This window comes from Amycolatopsis sp. CA-230715 (assembly GCF_018736145.1).
Lineage (GTDB): Bacteria > Actinomycetota > Actinomycetes > Mycobacteriales > Pseudonocardiaceae > Amycolatopsis.
In genome coordinates, this window is the sequence record NZ_CP059997.1 from 5441839 (window position 1) to 5457804 (window position 15966).

The following is a 15966-nucleotide window of genomic DNA, read 5'->3' on the forward strand; positions in this document are numbered from 1 at the left end:
CTCGCGGGGCGTTCACGTGCCCCGAAGGTGACATTCGGGGCGCTGAATTCCCTGAAGGTCACTTTCGGGGCGTTACGGGCCTCGAGCGAGCGATCGGTCAGCCCTTGAGGCCGGTCTCGGCGACTCCTCGGACCAGGTAGCGCTGGAGGAAGGCGAACACGGCCACGATCGGGAGGATCGAGACGACCCCGGCGAGGAAGAGCAGGTTGATCTTCGGGTTCTGCGAGGTCAGCAACCCGGACAGGGCGACCTGCACGGTCCACGACGACGGGTCCTGCGCGATCACCAAGGGCCACAGGAACGCGTTCCAGCTCCCGATGAAGTTGATGACCGCGAGCGCCGAGACGAACGGCAGCGAGTTCGGTACCACGATCCGCCAGAACACGCCCCAGTAGCCGAGACCGTCGAGCCGCCCCGCCTCTTCCAGCTCCTTCGGGAAGTCCATGAAGTACTGGCGGAACAGGAACACGGTGAACGCGCTGAACAGCCCGGGGATGATCAGGCCGCGCAGGTCCGAGATCCAGCCGAGGCTGGAGACCACCACGAAGCTCGGCACGAAGGTCACCGAGGTCGGGATCATCAGGGTGGCGATGATCGCGTAGAGCACCTTCTTCGAATGCCGGTACGGGATCCGCGCCAGCCCGTAGCCCGCCAGCGAGCACAGCACGAGCTGCCCCGCCGTCTGCAGGGTCGCCACCACGGTCGAGTTCAGGATGCTGCGCAGGAACGGCACGTTCTCGTCGGAGAACAGCTCGGTGAAGTTCTCCCAGTGCAGCGCGCGCGGGAACAGCGTCCACCCCGGCGCGGTGATTTCCTCCCTTGTGGACAGTCCATTGCGGAGCAACAGGTAGAACGGCAGCAGGAACAGCACGGCCGCGATGACGAGCGCGATCCATCTGAAGGCGGCACCGATCCTCATCGCGCGGCCTCCCCGAACCGGAACACCTTGCCCTGCGACAACGTCACCAGCGCGATGAGCAACGCGAGGATCACCGCGCCCGCGCTGCCGCGCCCGAGGTCCTGCCCGCCCGAACCGAGCGAGGTGTAGTAGAGGTAGACCAGGGGTGGCCGGGCGAACGGCGGATAGCCCCGCGCGTCGCCCATGATGTTGTAGAACTCGTCGAACGCCTGGTAGGCGTTGATCAGGTTCAGCAGCAGCACCGCCACCGAGGTCGCGCGAAGCTGGGGCAGCGTGATGTACCGGAACGTCTGCCAGCCCGGTTTCGCCCCGTCGACCCACGCCGCTTCGTAGAGGTGCTGCGGGATCCGTTGCAGCGCCGCGATGAACAGGATCATGTAGAACCCGAGCTGCAACCACAGCCGCGCGGTCACCAGCACGACCCAGTACAGCGGCGGGTGCACGGTCCCGGTCCAGGCCACCGGATCGATGCCGAACAGGTCGAGCACGGTGTTCGCCAGTCCATATCGGACACCGGAGAACAACGACGTCTTCCACACCAGCGAAGCGACCACATAGGAGCAGGCGAACGGCAGGAAGAACACCGAGCGGAAGAACGCGCGCGCGAACCTCAGCTGGTTGACCCCGATCGCGAGCGTCAGCGACAGCGCGAAGGTCAGCGGCACGATGAAGAGCGCGAACACGCTGAACGTGCCGAGGCTGGCGAGGAACGGGCCGTCGGTCAGCATCGCGACGTAGTTCGCCAGCCCGACGAATTCCGTCGGCGTGACGGTGTTGCGCGCGTCGAAGAGGCTCAGGTACGCGCTCCACCCGATCGGCAGGTACGCGAAAACGGCCAAGCCGAGCGCGAAGGGCCCGACGAAGAGCCAGAACGTGCGGGTGTTCCGTGACATCAGCCGAAGAGGCGCTTCAGCTCGTTTTGCGCCACGGACACGGCCTGCCTGGTCTGCTGCACCGGGTCCGCGCCCTCCTTGGCGATCTTCGCGAGCGCGTCACCGAGCGCGGTGTTCGACTGGGACGTCCACACCGGACCGCCGACCAGGTGGCTGTTCTCCTTGACGAACCGCACCGCCTCGGCCGCTGGCCCGGTCTTGAGGCTGTCCGCGCGGTCGATGAGGGAGTTCCTGGCCGGGATGTGGAAGCCGAACTTCGTGGCGAACTCGAGCTGGTCGTCGGACTGGTCGACCCACAGCCATTTGACGAATTCCTTTGCCGCGTCGACGTTCTTGCTCTTCGCGTTGACACAGGCGCCATACGCGCCGACCGGAACGGACGGTTTGCCGGACCCGTCGAGCCGGGGGAAGGCGAGCACACCGAAATCGTCCTTGAGCGCGGCGGCGATCTTCGGCACGTTCCACAGCCCGGTCCACTGCATCGCGGTCAGGCCGTCGATGAACGCGGCCGGATCCGACCAGTCGCTCGGCGCGCCGAGCAGCAGCGAGCCGTTCGCGTTCAACGTCCGGAGCTTGCCGAACGCGACCGCCGCGCGCGGATCGTCGAAACCGACCTTGCGGTTGCCCTCGGCGAAGTAGTCCAGCCCTGCCGACCACAGCAACGGCCCGCCGAGCACCGCGACCCCGCCGTCGTTGCCGACGAACAGGCCCTTGACCCTGTCCTTCGTCAGCCGCTTCGCCGCGTCGATCAGTTCGTCGACGGTCTGCGGCGGCTGCACGCCCGCCGCCTGCAGCATGCTCTTGCGGTAGAAGAGAACCTGCGTGTCGGCCGCCTGTGGCACCCCGTAGATCCGGCCGTCGACGGTCTGCGCTTCGAGCACCCGCGGGCTGAAGTCGTCCTTCACACCGGCGACGAGATCGTCGAGCGCGACCACTTGGTTCTGCCGCACCCAGTCGATCTTCACCTGCGCTTCGAACACGTCCGGCACCGGGCTGTTCTGCAGCGCGGTGACGATCTTCGAGTCGTAGTCGCCAGGGTTCCACTGGACGTCCACTTTGGCCTTCGAGTAGGCCGCGGCGTACTTGCGGACGGCTTCCTGCACACCGTCTTCGCCGTAGGCGTGGTACCACTGCTGCAGGGCCGTTCCGCCGCCCCCGTTCCCCCGTCCGGTGTTGGACCCGCACGCCGCGGCGAAGGCCACCACGGCCGCGGACCCGGTCAGCGAAAAGAACGAACGCCTGCTGTGCGCCATTGCCCCAACCTCCCAGAAAGAGTGCCGTGGCGCGCCCCGAGCAGGGACACGCCACGGCACCATGAACTCGTGGTGATTTTCCGCGCTACAGCTGGCTGATGTCGAGCTTTCCCTCGGAGTGGAACGCGCGGAGCCGCTTCTTGTCGAACTTGCCGACGCTGGTCTTCGGCACTTCTTCGACGAATGTCCAGTTCTCCGGGAGCTGCCACTTGGCGACCTTGTCCGAGAGGTACTCGCGCAGTTCCTCGGCCGTGACGCTCTGGCCCTCCCGCAGCACGACCGCGACCAGCGGGCGCTCGTCCCACTTCTCGTCGGGAATGCCGACCACGGCCGCCTCCGCGACCGCGGGATGCCCCATCACCTGGTTCTCCAGATCGACCGACGAGATCCACTCGCCGCCGGACTTGATCACGTCCTTCGCCCGGTCGGTCAGGGTCAGGAACCCGTCGGGGGTCACCTTGCCGACGTCACCGGTGCGCAGCCAGCCGTCGTGGAACTTCTCCGGGTCGGGCTCGACGCCTTCTTCACCGGAGTAGTAGGCGCCCGCGATCCACGGCCCCTGCACTTCGAGTTCGCCGACGCTGTCACCGTCCCACGGCGCTTCCGAGCCGTCGTCGGTGATCAGGCGCGCGTGGACGGAGGCGGGGAAGCGGCCCTGTGTGTACCGGTAGTTCCAGGCCTCTTCGCCGGTGGCCGATGCGGGCGGGCGCGCCACGCTGCCCAGCGGCGAGGTCTCGGTCATGCCCCACGCGTGCAGGATCGGCACGTCGTACTTCTCTTGGAAAGCGTGCATCATCGACGGCGGCGCGGCCGACCCGCCGACCACGACCTCGCGCAGGTGCGAGATGTCCTGCGGGTTCGCGTCGAGGTGCTGCAGCAGGCCCTGCCAGATCGTCGGCACGGCGGCGGCGAAGGTCGGCTTCTCGGCGGCGAGGATCTGCGCGATCGGGCCGGGCTGCAGGAACCGGTCCGGCATCACCAGCGAGGCCCCGACCATCAGCGCCGCGTACGGCAGGCCCCACGACATCGCGTGGAACATCGGCACGATCGCCAGCGCGGAGTCGTCCTGCGCGAGCCGCATGCTGTCGCTCATGCACACCTGCATCGAGTGCAGCCAGATCGACCGGTGGGAGTACGCGACACCCTTGGGGTCACCCGTCGTGCCCGAGGTGTAACACATCGCGGCCGCCGAGCGCTCGTCGACCTCGGGCCAGTCGAACGTGTCGGGCTGGGCGTCCAGGAGTTCCCCGTAAGAGTGAACCTCAACTCCAGCTGGAGCCTCCAGTGCCGAAGCATCACCGTTGGCGACGATAACATGACGGACCGTGGTCATTTCGGGAAGTTGTTTCGCCAGTAGCGGGATCAAAGTTCCGTCAACGATGACGACGTGGTCCGCGGCGTGGTTCGCGACGAACGTGAGCTGCTCCGGGAAGAGCCGGATGTTGAGCGTGTGGAGCACCGCGCCCATCGCGGGAATGGCCGCGTAGGCGGCGAGGTGCTCGGCGTTGTTCCACATGAAGGTGCCGACGCGCTGATCGCCGGTGACCCCGAGCCCGCGCAGTGCGTTCGCCAGCTTTGCCGCGTGTTTGCCCAGGTCGCCGTACGTTTCCCGGCGCGCCCCATCGCCGGTCCACGTCACGACCTCGCTCTTCGAATGCACCGTGGTCCCGTGCTGGAGCAGCTTCGCGAGCGAAAGCTGACCGTCCTGCATCGTGCTCAACATCGTGACTCCCGATCTACGTCGTTCGGTGGGGCCGGTACGCGATACGGCGACTCTAATGCCGCCTGCCGGAACCGGGCAGGTTCGGAACTGGCAACGTTCGATCACGAAATCGTTTGGCCGGAAATCGTTATTCACCCCCCTTGGACGGGTGATAAGTACGCTCGACCAGGTTGCCCGCACCGACGCTACCGGGTAGTAAGTGCGTGTCGGTTTCCCAGCCGAGTACCTCGTGGCGTTTACTGGGGCGCGTGGTAAGAGACGGCCTGACCAGCGCTTGCGCCAAAGTCGGCGCCTGGGGAACGGGCGGTCGCCGCGAAAGCGGTCAGTTGAGATGAAAGGACTAATACGTTGGCTCTGCCTACGTTGACTCCGGAGCAGCGCGCGGACGCACTGGCCAAAGCGGCCGAGGCGCGGAAGGCCCGCTCGGAGCTGCTTGCGTCGATCAAGTCCGGCAAGGAGAGCATTGAAAAGGTGCTCAAGAAGGCCAAGGAAGACAAGACCATCGGTAAGACGAAGGTCACCCAGCTGCTCAAGGCCGTGCCCGGCCTCGGTGCGGTGAAGGTCGCCGCGCTGCTCGAGCAGGCGGGTATCGACCCCGACCGGCGCGCCGCCGGCCTCGGTGAGCGCCAGCGCGAAGCGCTCATCGACGCGCTCAAGTAGCCATCCACGCTCGTGGGTGGCGTGTTTCGCCGTCGCCCACGAGCGGGGTGACCTGCGCTTCCGGCGCGAGTGATCGAGGACGCACGGTCGCTCAGCCCGGTCTCGGTCCGGTAGGGCGGAGAATGGGCCGCGAGGGCGACCGCGGAGATCCCGCACGCCGGAAGCGAGGCGAGGAGTGACTGCGATCGGTGCGCGGGTGACCGCGGACGGACTGCTCGACCAGTACGCGCCGGGTGACTTCTTCCTGGCCACCGCGCACGAAACCCTGCTCGCGCGGGGCGTCGCGCGATCCTGCACCGATGACGACGCGGTGCGCCTCAGCGAGCGGGTCGCCGACGCGCTCGCCGAATCCTCCGCGCCGCTCGCGGTCGGCGCCCTTCCCTTCGACACCGCGGGCGCACCCGGTCATGCGGTGCTGCCGTCCACTGTGGCCACCGCACCGCCCGCGCATCCCGCGGCGGCGGCTTTCGAACGCCGCCAGGTCGGCGTGCCCGTCGCGGTGCGCCCGGTGCCCACGCCCGAACTGCACGCCGAGGCCGTCGCGAAGGCGGTCGCCGCGCTCAACGACCGCGACATGCGCAAGGTCGTGCTCGCGCGGGCGCTCGATGTGGACTTCGACGAGGACGTGCGCGCCGCGGCGATCCTGCGCAACCTCGTCAAGGACAACGCGAGCGGGTACACGTTCGCCGTGGGGCTGCCCGGCGGGTGCTCGCTGATCGGCTCCAGCCCCGAGCTTCTCCTTTCCCGGCGCGGAGATCGCGTCGTTTCGCACCCGCTCGCCGGAACCGCGCCGCGGTCCGCCGATCCCGCCGAAGACGCCGAAAACGCGGCCGGTCTGCTCGCGTCCCGCAAGAACCAGGTCGAGCACGCGGTGACGGTCGAAGCGGTGGTGGAAACCCTGCGCCCGTTCTGCCGCAAGTTGACCGTCCCGGATGGACCCCAGCTCGTCGCGACCCCCGCCGTGTGGCACCTCGGCACCAGGATCTCCGGTGAGTTGAAGGATCGCGACGTGACCGCGTTCCGGCTCGCCGCCGCGTTGCACCCGACGCCCGCGATCTGCGGCTCCCCGACGGAATCCGCGCGCGAACTCGTCGGCGATCTCGAACCGTTCGACCGCGGGTACTACGCGGGCACCGTCGGCTGGGTCGACGCCGCGGGTGACGGGGAATGGGCCGTGGCGATCCGGTGCGCGCAGGTACTCCGGCGATCGATGCGGTTGTACGCGGGCGGCGGCATCGTCCCCGCCTCGGAGCCGGTGTCCGAATTGGACGAAACCTCGGTGAAGTTCCGGATCCTGTTGCGCGCCATGGGTTTGCCCCCGGAACTCTGATCGCCTCGCGGTGAAGACCCCGAAGGTGGCTTTCGGGGCGGTAGATGCCCTGAAAGCCACCTTCGGGGCATCGGGTAACTGTCCGAAGTGGACGGTCAGGCTGGCCAGGGGTGTTCGGTGACCTTGACCTCGTCCTCGGTGATCAGTGCGACGGCGGCGCGGTAGCCCTCGCCGGGGTCGAGGTCGATCAGGCGCAGGCGGGCGGGGTCGAGTGCCGCGTCCGTGGAGTGCACGAGCCGCGCGGGTTCGCCGGGGCCGGAGAGCGTGATGGCCGACGGCGGGATGCGCAGGCCCTTTCCGGTGGCCTTCATCAGCGCTTCCTTGCGCGTCCAGTACTGGAAGAAGACCATTTCCTTCTCCGAGGCGGGAACCTTGTGGATCGCTTCGACCTCCGGCGGGGTCAGGGTGTATTCGATCAGCGAGTCGTCGGCTTTGCGGCGGGATTCCACGTCGAGGCCGACCGGGGTGGCTTCGGTGACCGCGAGGCCGATGCGGTCACCCGAGTGCGAGATGGACAGCTTCAGCTCACTGCCGGGCACCGACGGCGGGCCGTGCTGCTTGCCGCAGTCCGTGCAGGTGGCGTCGAACGAGATCGACTTGGGATCGCGGCCGAGGCGCTCGCCCGCGATCGTCTTGCTCAGCACCCTGCCGGTCAGGAAGCGGCGCTTGTCCAGCTCCATCCGGTAGGCGGTGTGGCGGCCGCGCTCCGCTTCGTCGAGGAACTCCAGGTACCGCGGGTCGTTCGGCAGCGGCTCGGCCCACCAGATGGCGCATTCGATCACGTCTGTTCCCCCTTCGCGCCCGCCTCGGGCGCACCCTTGTCCGCCTGCTCGTCGAGCAGCGTCGCCTCGTCGAACGGCAGGCGGCCCGAGAGCACCTCCTCAACCCTTTCACGGTCGATTTCCTTGGTCCAGGTGCCGACGAGCACAGTCGCGACCGAGTTGCCCGCGAAGTTCGTCAGCGCCCGCGCCTCCGACATGAACCGGTCGATGCCGACGATGAACCCGACGCCGCTGACCAGCTCCGGCCGGTGCGACGACAGCCCGCCCGCCAGCGTCGCCAGCCCGGCGCCGGTGACCCCCGCGGCACCCTTCGAGGCGATGATCATGAACACCAGCAGCGCGATCTGCTCGCCGAGCGACAGCGGCTTGTCGAGCGCTTCGGCGATGAAGATCGACGACATGGTCAGGTAGATCGCGGTGCCGTCGAGGTTGAACGAGTACCCGGTCGGGATCGTGATGCCGACGACCGGTTTGCTGACCCCGAGGTGCTCCATCTTCGCGATCACCCTCGGCAGCGCCGATTCCGACGACGAGGTCGACAGGATCAGCAGGAACTCGCGCCCGAGGTAGCGGAAGAGCCGGAAGACGTTGACCTTCCCGACGAACCAGCACAGCGAGCCCAGCACCACGAACACGAAGATCAGGCAGGTCAGGTAGAAGCCGACCATGATGATCGCGAGGCTCTTCAGCGCCGCGCCGCCGGTCGCGCCGACGACCGCCGCGATCGCGCCGAACGCGCCGACCGGGGCCGCCCACATGATCATCTGCAGGATCCGGAAGACCAGCCGCTGGATGTGCTCGATGCCGTTGCGGATCGGCACGCCGCGCGGGCCCAGCTTCTGCACCGCGAACCCGGCCAGCAGCGCCACCAGCAGCGTCTGGAGCACCTGGCCCTCGGTGAACGCCGACACGAGCGTCTTCGGGATGATGCCGAGCAGGAACTCGGTCGTGGTCTCGGCGCCCTTGACCTGGTCCTGGCCCGCCTTCGCGATCTTGTCGGTCAGGTTCAGGCCCTCGCCGGGGTGCAGCAGGTTGCCGACGATCAGGCCGATCACCAGCGCCACGGTCGACATCACCAGGAAGTAGCCGACCGCGAGGCCGCCGACCTTGCCGACCTTCGCCGCCTTCGCGACCGAGCCGACCCCGATCACGATCGTGCAGAAGATGATCGGCGAGATCATCATCTTGATCAGGTTGACGAACCCGTCCCCGAGCGGTTTGAGGGACTTCGCGAAGTCGGGGAACGCGAACCCGACCACGATCCCCAGCGCCACCGCGACGATCACCGCGATGTACAGGTAGTGCGTCCGGTCCCGCCGCTTCGGCGCCGCCTGCGTTGTCGACATTTTTCGTGAGGCTCCTCACCGTGTGATCTGGCGGGGGAAACCTACGTCACCATCGCCTTGGCGGCCAAGCAGGTGTTAGCCTCGAACTAAGCAAGCGCTTAATTACTGCGAGGAGCCGCCGGCGATGGACTTCACCCTCAGCGTCGAAGAACGGGAAGTGCGCGACTGGGTCCGCACCTTCGTGCAGAAGGAGCTCGTGCCGCGCGAGCAGGAGGTGCTCACGCGCGAGCGCGCCGGCAAGCCGGGGGTCACCGCCGACGAGATGGCGGAACTGCGCCAGAAGGCGAAGGACTCGGGGTTCTGGGGCGTGCAGACGCCGGAGTCCTACGGCGGCATGGGCCTGTCCGCGGTGATGACCGCGCTGCTCGAAGCCGAGCTCGGCCGCACGTTCGTGCCGTTCAGCTTCGGCGGGTCCGCGGACAACATCCTCTTCCACGCCAACGAGGAGCAGAAGCAGCGCTACCTCCTGCCGACGATCTCGGGCGAGCGCAAGTCCTGCTTCGCGATCACCGAGCCCGGCGCCGGTTCCGACGCCAAGGCCATCAGGACCTCGGCCCGCAAGGACGGGTCGGACTGGATCATCAACGGCGAGAAGACCTTCATCACCGGTGGCAACGAAGCCGATTTCGCGATGGTCTTCGCCATCACCGACCCGGAGAAGGGCGCCGACGGCGGCGTCACCTGCTTTCTCGTCGACCGCGACATGGGCTGGCGCTCCGAGTACATCGACACGATGGGCGAATGGGGCCCCGCGTCACTGATCTTCTCCGACGTGCGGGTGCCCGAATCGCAGATCCTCGGCGAGCTCGGCAACGGCTTCGGGCTCGCGATGCAGTGGATCGGCCGCGGCCGCTACCTGCTGCCCGCCAAGGCGATCGGCTCGTGCGAGCGGTTGCTGTCGATGGCGATCGAGCACGCGAACACCCGGCAGACCTTCGGCGCGCCGATCGCGGAGCGGCAGGCGATCCAGTGGATGATCGCCGACTCCGGCGTCGAACTCGAGGCGTTGCGCTGGCTCGTGCTGCACGCCGCGTGGCAGGTCGACGAGGGCCTCGATTCACGGCACGCGCAGTCGATCGCCAAGCTCTACGGCGGCACGAAGGCGAACGAAATCGTCGACCGCGTCCTGCAGATCCACGGCGGTATGGGCTACACGCGGGAACTGCCCGTCGAACGGTGGTACCGCGAACTGCGGCTGCTGCGGATCTACGAAGGTACCGACGAGATCCAGCGGCGCACCATCGCGCGGAACCTGTTGAAGGGACACGTGAAGGTCGGCGGAATCCTCGGCTGATTTCTTTCGCACGAGAAGAGTACGGAGTGTGGGGCACCCGCCCACACTCCGTACTCGGAAAGCGTCTATTCGGAAAGCTTGTACTCGAAGAAGCGAAGGTCAGTCGTGCGCGGCCTGCTTGCGCACCGCGATCGGCACGCCTGCCAGGTCTTCCTCGTTGCACAGGAGTTTCACGTCGTAGTACGGCGAACCCTCACGTTCGTCGTAATCGAGGTGCAGTGCTAGAACGTCGACCGGCTCTCCGAGCCATTCTTGAGCCTGACGGAGCCATCCCGCGCACCGTTCCAGCGCGGTGGGCAGATCATCGTCGCGGAACTCCACCGGGCGGTAGGGCACATCCTGTACCTGATCCCGAGGGTGTGTCGGCACCGGCAAGCCCGGTGCGAGACCCGAGTCGTCCAGTTCTAGTTGGATCGTTTGCTCAGTCACCCTTCCAGGCTCCCCCAGCAACGCGAGTTGGGCAAGGTGTAGGGGGAGGTCAGGACGGTAAACCCCACACACGAGCGACGATTTCCCTCGCCGTCACCAGGTCGGTACCACTGGGCCGATCGGCGCAGCCGAGCGCGCGCAAGGCCAGCCCGGCGTACTGCGCGGCCAGGTCGTCGAGCGAAAGTGCGCCGTGCGGCGAATACCACCGCGCCACCCCGCTGCACATTTCCAGCAGCGCGCGGCGGGTGACACCGGGGTCACCCGCGACGAAGTGCCCCGCTGCCATGCCGTCGGCGATCGCGCGCGCCCACCGCTCCTCGTACGCGTCGCGAAGGCGCACCACTTCGCGCCTCGCCTGCTCGGACAGCGCCCTGACCTCGTTGTCCACCACCTGTGTTTCCGCGGGGCGAAGCGCGTGCGAGAACACGTGCAGCGCGACGAGTTTCGCCAGCCGCGCCCTCGGATCGGCGGTGGAACCGGCGATCTCGCCCGCCGCGTCGAGCAGGCGCGTGAGCGCGTCGCGCATGATCTCGGCGAGCAGATCCTCCTTGGTGCCCATGTAGTGGTACAGGCTCGCCGACGAGAGGTTCGCCGCCTGCGCCAGTTCGCGGATCCCGGTGCCGTGGAAACCCTTGTCCGCGAACAGGTTCACCGCCGCGCGGCGGACCCTCGGCGCGGTGCCGCCGGTCAGCGCCATGCCCGCGCCGTCCGGTCGTAGCTGCCGTCGAGCGGGTCGGCCGCCTTCCGCAGCTCGCCCTTCGCGACGCGCTCCGACGGGGTGAGCGGCAACGATTCGCGGTAGGCCCAGTAGCGGGGAACCTTGAAGTAGGCCAGTTTCGCCGCGCAGAACTCGGCGAGTTCGTCGGGCGGCACCTGTTCGCCGTCGCGAAACACCACGTACGCTTGGATTTCCTCACCGCGCAACTCGTCGGGGACCGCGATCACCGCGGCGAGCCGGACGTCGGGGTGCAACAGCAGCGCGCGTTCCACCTCGTCCGCGGAGATGTTCTCCCCGCTGCGCCTGATCATGTCCTTCGTGCGCCCCACGTAGTAGACGCGGCCCTCGCCGTCCATGCGCGCCAGGTCGCCGGTGCGGAACCAGCCGCCGCGGAACGCGCGCGCGGTCGCTTCCGGGTCGTCGTGGTAGCCGTGCATCAGGCCGATCCCGCGGATCAGCAGTTCCCCGGTCTCCCCGCGTGGCATGGGTGCGCCGGACTCGTCGGCGATCATCACCTCGCGGTCGCGCGTCGGCCGCCCGATACAGCCGGTGCCGACCGTTTCGTCGTGATCGGCGGGCCCGATGCGGATGTCGCCGCCGGTCTCGGTCATGCCGAACGCCTCGTACCACGGAACGCCCCAGCGCCGTTCCAGTTCGGCGTGCAGGTCGCGCGGGATCGCCGAGGCGCTGATCGCCCGCACCCGGTGCGCGCGGTCGTCAGCGCTTTCCTCCGCCCGCAACAGGAGCGTCGGCATGAGACCGAGGCAGTAGAACCACGTGACACCGTGTTCGCGGACCTTCGCCCAGAACGTCGAAGGGTGGAACCGGTCCAGCACCACCAGTGTGGCGCCGGAGGCGAGTCCCAATGCGACATTCCACTGTGGATCGATGTAGTGGAAGGGCTGCGCGGTCAGCAGAACGTCCGAATCGGACACTCCTGGCGGGTCGGTGACGAGGCCGCGCGCGAGCGTCGTCCAGTACCGGTGCGGGAGCACGCATCCCTTCGGCGCGCCGGTGGTGCCGGAGGTGTACTGGATGTTCGCGGGCTGCTCGCCGACCGCGGTGAACTCCTCGCCCGGCGCGACGGGCTGGAGCTGCTCCGGGGTCAGCACGCGTTCGACGGCGGTCCCCGGCGCGATCTTTTCCAGCAGTTCGGTGAACTCCGGCGCGGCGATCGCGAACCGCGCGCCGGAATGCTTCAGCACGTGCGCGCCGTCCAGCTCCCGGTAGTTGGTGTTGACCGGGACCAGCATCGCGCCCGCCTTCGCGAGCGCCAGCCACAGCAACGGGAACGCGGGTTCGTTGCGCAGCATCACCGCGACCCGGTCGCCCGCGCGCACGCCGAGGCCGCGCAAGGCGGCGGCCAGTTCGCCGGTGCGTTCGTGCACCTGGCCGAAGGTGAACCGCTCGCCGGTCGTGTCGAAGACCCACGCGGTCTCGTCGTGCCAGCGCGCGGCGGCCCTGGCGACCAGTGCGACCAGGTCGTCGACGTCTTCGAGCTTGTCCGGTGCCGTCATCCCCGGCTCCGGAAGGCTTCGGAAGACGCGGCGACCTCGGGGGAGTGCTCGGTGATCAGCGCGTGGCTGATCTCCAGTTCGAGCGCGGCGTCGAGCGCGCTTTCGGCGCCGGAGTCGAGCGCTCGCTTCGCCATCGCGACCGCGGCGGGCGGGTGCCCCGCGATCCGGCCTGCCCAGCCCATGGCGTGCTCAAGCAGGCCGTCGTCGCTCGTGACGGCGTTGACCATGCCCAGCTCGTGCGCCTTCGCCGCGTCGAACCGCTCGTTGAGCAGCAGCAGCTCCTTCGCCTTGAGCGGGCCCACCATCATCGGCAGCAGGCGGGAAGCCGCGCCGGTGACGCTCAGGCCGAGCGAGACCTCGGGGAAGGCGAACACCGCGCTCTCCGCGGCCACCACAAGATCGCAGCCCAGCGCGAACTCGGCACCGGCACCGATGGCGTACCCGTGCACGGCCGCGATCACCGGCGCGGGCAATGCGCGGAGCTTTCGCGTGACGTCCTGCAAGCGCTCCAGTCTTGCCCTCGAATCGCCCTCGGCGGGCGGCTCCTTGAGATCGTGGCCGGCGCAGAACGCCCTGCCCCGTCCGGCGAGCACCACCGCCCGCGCGTCCCTGACCGCGTCCAGCGCGGTGAGCAGGTCGTCCACCAGCGCGGGGACCACCGCGTTCAGCCGCTCGGGGCGGTTGAGCCAGATCAGGGCAACACCGTCGTCGACCGCGTAGTCGACGGTCCGCAAGCTCGTCTGCATACCCGTGAGCCTAGACGAGCCGATCGATCGATCGATAGAGTGCGCGGTATGCGGGTCGACGTGGTTTATGAAAACGCCCAGGTCAACACCGGTATCTCGCGGACGAACGCGATCGCCGTGCTGCACGGCCGCATCGTCGCGACCGGGGACGACGCGCTGTCGCTCGGCGCGAAGCGGCGGGTCGACCTCGGGGGCGCTCCGGTGGTGCCCGGCTTCCACGACGCGCACAACCACATGGCGCATTTCGGCATCGGGCTCGACGAGGTCCAGCTCGGCTCGGAGCAATGCCGGAGCACTCAGGAGGTGTACGACGCAATTGCCCGCCGAGCCGCGAGCACTCCGCCCGGCAGCTGGATCGTCGGCCGCGGCTACGACCAGAACCGCCTCGATGGCGGCCACCCGACCAGGCACGGGCTGGACCGCGCCGCGCCGGAGCACTTCGTACGGGTGAAGCACACCTCGGAGCACATGACGGTGGTCAGCAGCAATGTCCTCGACCGGCTCGACCTGGCCGACGTGCCCGAGGGCGGCGACGTGGTGCTGGACGAACACGGCTCGCCGACCGGGCTGCTGCGGGAGCAGGCGCAGCTCATGCTGCGGCCGATGATCTTCCCGGTGCCGATGGAATCGGTGATCCGCGGCCTGGACCGGGCGGGCAGGCAGTACCTGTCCGAGGGCATCACGAGCGTGCAGGAGGCCGGGATCGGCGGCGGCCTCGTCGGCCAGACGCCGCGCGAGCTGGCCGCCTACCAGACCGCTCGCGACCGCGGACTGCTCCGCGTGCGGAGCACGGTGATGGTCGCCTCCAGCATGTTCCACGAGATCGGGGAGGACACCCTCGGCCTCGATCTCGGCCTGCGCACCGGGCTCGGTGACGATTGGCTGCGCATCGGCGCGATGAAGATCTTCGCCGACGGCTCGCTCATCGGCAGGACCTGTGCGATGCACGAGGATTTCGCGGGCGAGCCGGGCAATCGCGGCTACTTCCAGGTGCCGGAGGACGAACTGGCGCGCACGATCTCCCGCGCGCACGCCGCGGGCTGGCAGGTCGCGACGCACGCGATCGGCGACAGGGCCGTTTCGACGGTCCTCGACGCCTACGAAGCCGCGCTCGCGGAGAACCCGCGCGACGACCACCGCCACCGTATCGAGCACTGCGCCGTCATCCCGCCAGCCGAGCTGCCGCGGCTCGCCGCGCTGAGGCTCATCCCGTCGCCGCAAGGCCGGTTCATCAACGAAATCGGCGACGGCATGCGCGCCGCGCTCGGGCCGGACCGCGAAGACTGGTGCTACCGGCTCCGCAGCTTCCTCGACGCCGGATGCGTGCTCCCCGGCAGCTCGGACCGGCCCGTGGTGCAGGGCGCGCCGCTGCTCGGGATGGCGGACATGGTCCGCAGGAAGACCTCGACCGGGTACCTGCTCGGCGCGGACGAACGGCTCACCCCGGAGCAGGCGCTGCACGCCTACACGCAAGGTTCCGCGTTCGCGGCCTTCCGCGAACACGACCTCGGCACGCTGGAACCGGGAAAGCTCGCCGATTTCGTGGTGCTCACCGGGGATCCACTGTCCGATTTGGACGGTGTGTCGGTGGTGGCGACCGTGGTGGGCGGCGAACTCGCCTACGAGGCCTGACCGAACTCAGCGTGCTTCGAGCAGGTCGCCGATCTCCTTGATCCCGGCCGGGGTGACGGTGATGACCTCGTCGTCGTTGTAGGGCTTCGTCCGGACCGCCCATCGGCCCGATTCCGTGTCGAAGACGCGCAGCGGGCGCGGGTCGTCACCGACGTGAAGTTCCGCCGCGGCCAGGGTCTGCTGCGCGGCGAGCCGCTGGATCTGGCGGACTTCCTTGCTGATGGGGAGGTCCAGCACGTCGTCACCGTCATCCCCGTTGATTTCGCTGAGCAGCGCGGTGACCCCGTTGCCCGCCGCTTTCGGGATTCCGGCGGGCAGCATTTCCGCGAGCACGTCGCCGAGCCGCCGGTCCCGGAACGTGCGGACGTGGATTTCGTCGCCGGTGGCGGTCGCCGCGACGCCGAACCACGACGCCGCGGCGAGCATTCCGGTCCGCACCCCGGTCCGGTTGTCGGTGCGCCAGCCGAACCGCGCCTTCGCCGGATTGCTCAGCAGTTCCGCTATTTCGCGGAATTCCGGTTCGCCGCCCGCGTACCGGTCAAGATCGGCGGCGGCCAGCCTCGCCAGTTTCGCCTTGGCGTTTTCGCCGAGCCACACCGGTTCCGGGGCCAGTGCGACGTGCAGGCCGCGGCCGGTCGCCGCCGCGACCATGCCCGCGAGCCGTCTCGCGAAGAAGGTCTCCCCGCTTGCGAACCACATTTTCGGTTGTCCCCCTACTGCTTTC

15 protein-coding genes are annotated in these 15966 nt (G+C 68.4%); 4 read left to right on the plus strand and 11 right to left on the minus strand.

Annotation, left to right across the window (positions count from 1 at the left end):
• Positions 1–97 precede the first annotated feature (97 nt).
• The 4 genes from HUW46_RS26305 to HUW46_RS26320 all read right to left on the minus strand — a co-directional run bounded on the left by HUW46_RS26305 (position 98) and on the right by HUW46_RS26320 (position 4788).
• Positions 98–919 (minus strand): carbohydrate ABC transporter permease, encoded by an 822-nt coding sequence (locus HUW46_RS26305; RefSeq protein ID WP_215541479.1) that lies wholly within the window; start codon positions 917–919, stop codon positions 98–100.
• Positions 916–1812, minus strand: a complete 897-nt coding sequence (locus HUW46_RS26310) for a carbohydrate ABC transporter permease (RefSeq protein ID WP_215541480.1) — start codon at positions 1810–1812, stop codon at positions 916–918. Before HUW46_RS26310 ends, HUW46_RS26305 begins: the two co-directional genes overlap by 4 nt.
• The gene (locus tag HUW46_RS26315) at positions 1812–3065 is read right to left on the minus strand and encodes an ABC transporter substrate-binding protein (protein ID WP_215541481.1); all 1254 of its coding nucleotides are present in this window, start codon (positions 3063–3065) and stop codon (positions 1812–1814) included. The genes HUW46_RS26310 and HUW46_RS26315 overlap by 1 nt, the downstream gene beginning before the upstream one ends.
• An 85-nt stretch (positions 3066–3150) precedes the next feature.
• Positions 3151–4788 (minus strand): long-chain fatty acid--CoA ligase, encoded by a 1638-nt coding sequence (locus tag HUW46_RS26320; protein ID WP_215541482.1) that lies wholly within the window; start codon positions 4786–4788, stop codon positions 3151–3153.
• A 348-nt stretch (positions 4789–5136) separates the two neighbouring features.
• On the opposite strand from HUW46_RS26320, the gene mihF reads away from it, so the two are divergent.
• Positions 5137–5448 carry an integration host factor, actinobacterial type gene (gene mihF, locus HUW46_RS26325; protein ID WP_215541483.1) on the plus strand — a complete coding sequence of 104 codons (312 nt, stop codon included), beginning with the start codon at positions 5137–5139 and terminating at the stop codon, positions 5446–5448.
• Positions 5449–5623: 175 nt separating this feature from the next.
• Complete coding sequence (locus tag HUW46_RS26330) at positions 5624–6778, plus strand: isochorismate synthase (RefSeq protein WP_254124930.1); 1155 nt, start codon at positions 5624–5626, stop codon at positions 6776–6778.
• 95 nt (positions 6779–6873) lie between these two features.
• Here the strand turns inward: HUW46_RS26330 and HUW46_RS26335 are convergent, their stop codons facing one another.
• Together HUW46_RS26335 and HUW46_RS26340 are read right to left on the minus strand one after the other, a co-directional pair.
• Positions 6874–7560: a 4'-phosphopantetheinyl transferase family protein gene (locus HUW46_RS26335; RefSeq protein ID WP_215541484.1), complete on the minus strand. Its 687-nt coding sequence runs from the start codon at positions 7558–7560 to the stop codon at positions 6874–6876.
• Positions 7557–8906: a cation:dicarboxylate symporter family transporter gene (locus tag HUW46_RS26340; RefSeq protein WP_215541485.1), complete on the minus strand. Its 1350-nt coding sequence runs from the start codon at positions 8904–8906 to the stop codon at positions 7557–7559. Before HUW46_RS26340 ends, HUW46_RS26335 begins: the two co-directional genes overlap by 4 nt.
• Before the next feature lie 124 nt (positions 8907–9030).
• Between HUW46_RS26340 and HUW46_RS26345 the strand changes: the two genes are divergently transcribed.
• The gene (locus HUW46_RS26345) at positions 9031–10200 is read left to right on the plus strand and encodes an acyl-CoA dehydrogenase family protein (protein ID WP_215541486.1); all 1170 of its coding nucleotides are present in this window, start codon (positions 9031–9033) and stop codon (positions 10198–10200) included.
• 99 nt (positions 10201–10299) lie between these two features.
• On the opposite strand, the gene HUW46_RS26350 is transcribed toward HUW46_RS26345, so the two are convergent.
• Genes HUW46_RS26350 through HUW46_RS26365 form a run of 4 tightly spaced genes read right to left on the minus strand, consistent with a single transcriptional unit; the run spans position 10300 to position 13598 of the window.
• Positions 10300–10629, minus strand: a complete 330-nt coding sequence (locus HUW46_RS26350; RefSeq protein ID WP_215541487.1) for a hypothetical protein — start codon at positions 10627–10629, stop codon at positions 10300–10302.
• A gap of 49 nt (positions 10630–10678) precedes the next feature.
• The gene (locus HUW46_RS26355) at positions 10679–11326 is read right to left on the minus strand and encodes a TetR/AcrR family transcriptional regulator (protein WP_215541488.1); all 648 of its coding nucleotides are present in this window, start codon (positions 11324–11326) and stop codon (positions 10679–10681) included.
• Positions 11317–12864, minus strand: a complete 1548-nt coding sequence (locus tag HUW46_RS26360) for an ATP-dependent acyl-CoA ligase (RefSeq protein WP_215541489.1) — start codon at positions 12862–12864, stop codon at positions 11317–11319. Before HUW46_RS26360 ends, HUW46_RS26355 begins: the two co-directional genes overlap by 10 nt.
• On the minus strand, positions 12861–13598 hold the full coding sequence (locus HUW46_RS26365; protein WP_215550127.1) for an enoyl-CoA hydratase/isomerase family protein: 738 nt from the start codon (positions 13596–13598) through the stop codon (positions 12861–12863). Before HUW46_RS26365 ends, HUW46_RS26360 begins: the two co-directional genes overlap by 4 nt.
• A gap of 60 nt (positions 13599–13658) precedes the next feature.
• Here HUW46_RS26365 and HUW46_RS26370 point away from each other — a divergent pair, with 60 nt between their 5' ends.
• The gene (locus tag HUW46_RS26370) at positions 13659–15242 is read left to right on the plus strand and encodes an amidohydrolase (protein ID WP_215541490.1); all 1584 of its coding nucleotides are present in this window, start codon (positions 13659–13661) and stop codon (positions 15240–15242) included.
• 6 nt (positions 15243–15248) lie between these two features.
• On the opposite strand, the gene HUW46_RS26375 is transcribed toward HUW46_RS26370, so the two are convergent.
• Positions 15249–15941 (minus strand): ESX secretion-associated protein EspG, encoded by a 693-nt coding sequence (locus HUW46_RS26375; RefSeq protein ID WP_215541491.1) that lies wholly within the window; start codon positions 15939–15941, stop codon positions 15249–15251.
• Positions 15942–15966 lie beyond the last annotated feature (25 nt).